We start from the raw sequence: 1092 nt of genomic DNA on the forward strand, positions 1-1092 counted from the left end.
GGCGGCCATTCATTGCTCGCCGTTAAACTACTATCCTATTTCAATAACACTTATGAACAACGATGTGAGTTCCGTGATTTGTATGAAGCGCCACAGGTATCACAGCTGGCTATGAAAATTGACAGCCCAAGGTCAAAATATTCGCCAATAGTCCAACTTTATCGAAAGAACCAAGGAAATAGTGAAAAGGAAAGGACAATAATTTGTTTCCCCCCGATTGGCGGACTCCCTCTTCCGTTTGCGCAGCCCCAGGTACTTAGCGAGTGGGGTCGATATGGATCTGTTACGGGATTACAAATTTCTGGATATGGCCATGGAGAAAAACCATTCAAACATTATCAGGAGATGCTTTCGTGTTTTGAGCAGGGAATAGAAAAAGCAATAAATGGTAAAATGGTATTTATAGGCTGGTCTATCGGAGCCAAAATTGCTCATGATGTTGCAACTTACATGCAGAACAAAGGTATTAAAATTGATTGCTTAGTAGTAATAGATTCATACGCAACCGATGAATATTTGAATAAAAATACCAATAATAACGTTAAATTTGATTCCATGAATTTGGAAGACGTAATTGACAATTACATAATAGAGATTGAGGGAGATTTGGTGTATGGTGAGTTAAAAAAATATAATAAAGAGCAAAAATTGGTTAGGCTTACCCAAGATTTGGAATCTTTAGGAATGATTCCCTCTGGGGTGTTTCAAATCAGCCCGGGATTTGCGGAAAAGTTTATCAGATATTCATTACTGCAAGCGAATTATATGATTGAAAGGCCAATTCCAGGCTATTTTGATGGTGATGTATTAATTGTGCGCGCGAAAGCTACTAGCCGACTTTCACAGACATTAACTCTTGGGTGGGAGCGATATTGTAAAAATGTTGAAACGGTAGATATCAACTCAGATCATTTTACCCTACTTGCAGGGAATGCGGCAGAGGTCACGGCTAAAACAATTGGCAAATGGATAAAAAATCACATTTCATAATATGTAGAGGGAGATTGCCATTGGTTCTGTCGCAAATTCTGATCAGGGTTGACGTTGTTGGGCGTTGTTGCATAATTGCGCTCCCGGATTACAGTCCCCCTT

At 39.6% G+C, this 1092-nt stretch carries 1 protein-coding gene; it reads left to right on the top strand.

Annotation, left to right across the window (positions count from 1 at the left end; genetic code table 11):
* On the top strand, positions 1 to 990 hold a 990-nt coding region (locus tag E1297_RS01530; RefSeq protein ID WP_155133017.1), incomplete at its 5' end, for a thioesterase domain-containing protein.
* Between the last annotated feature and the right edge of the window lie 102 nt (positions 991 to 1092).

The organism is Roseibium sp. RKSG952, assembly GCF_009711355.1.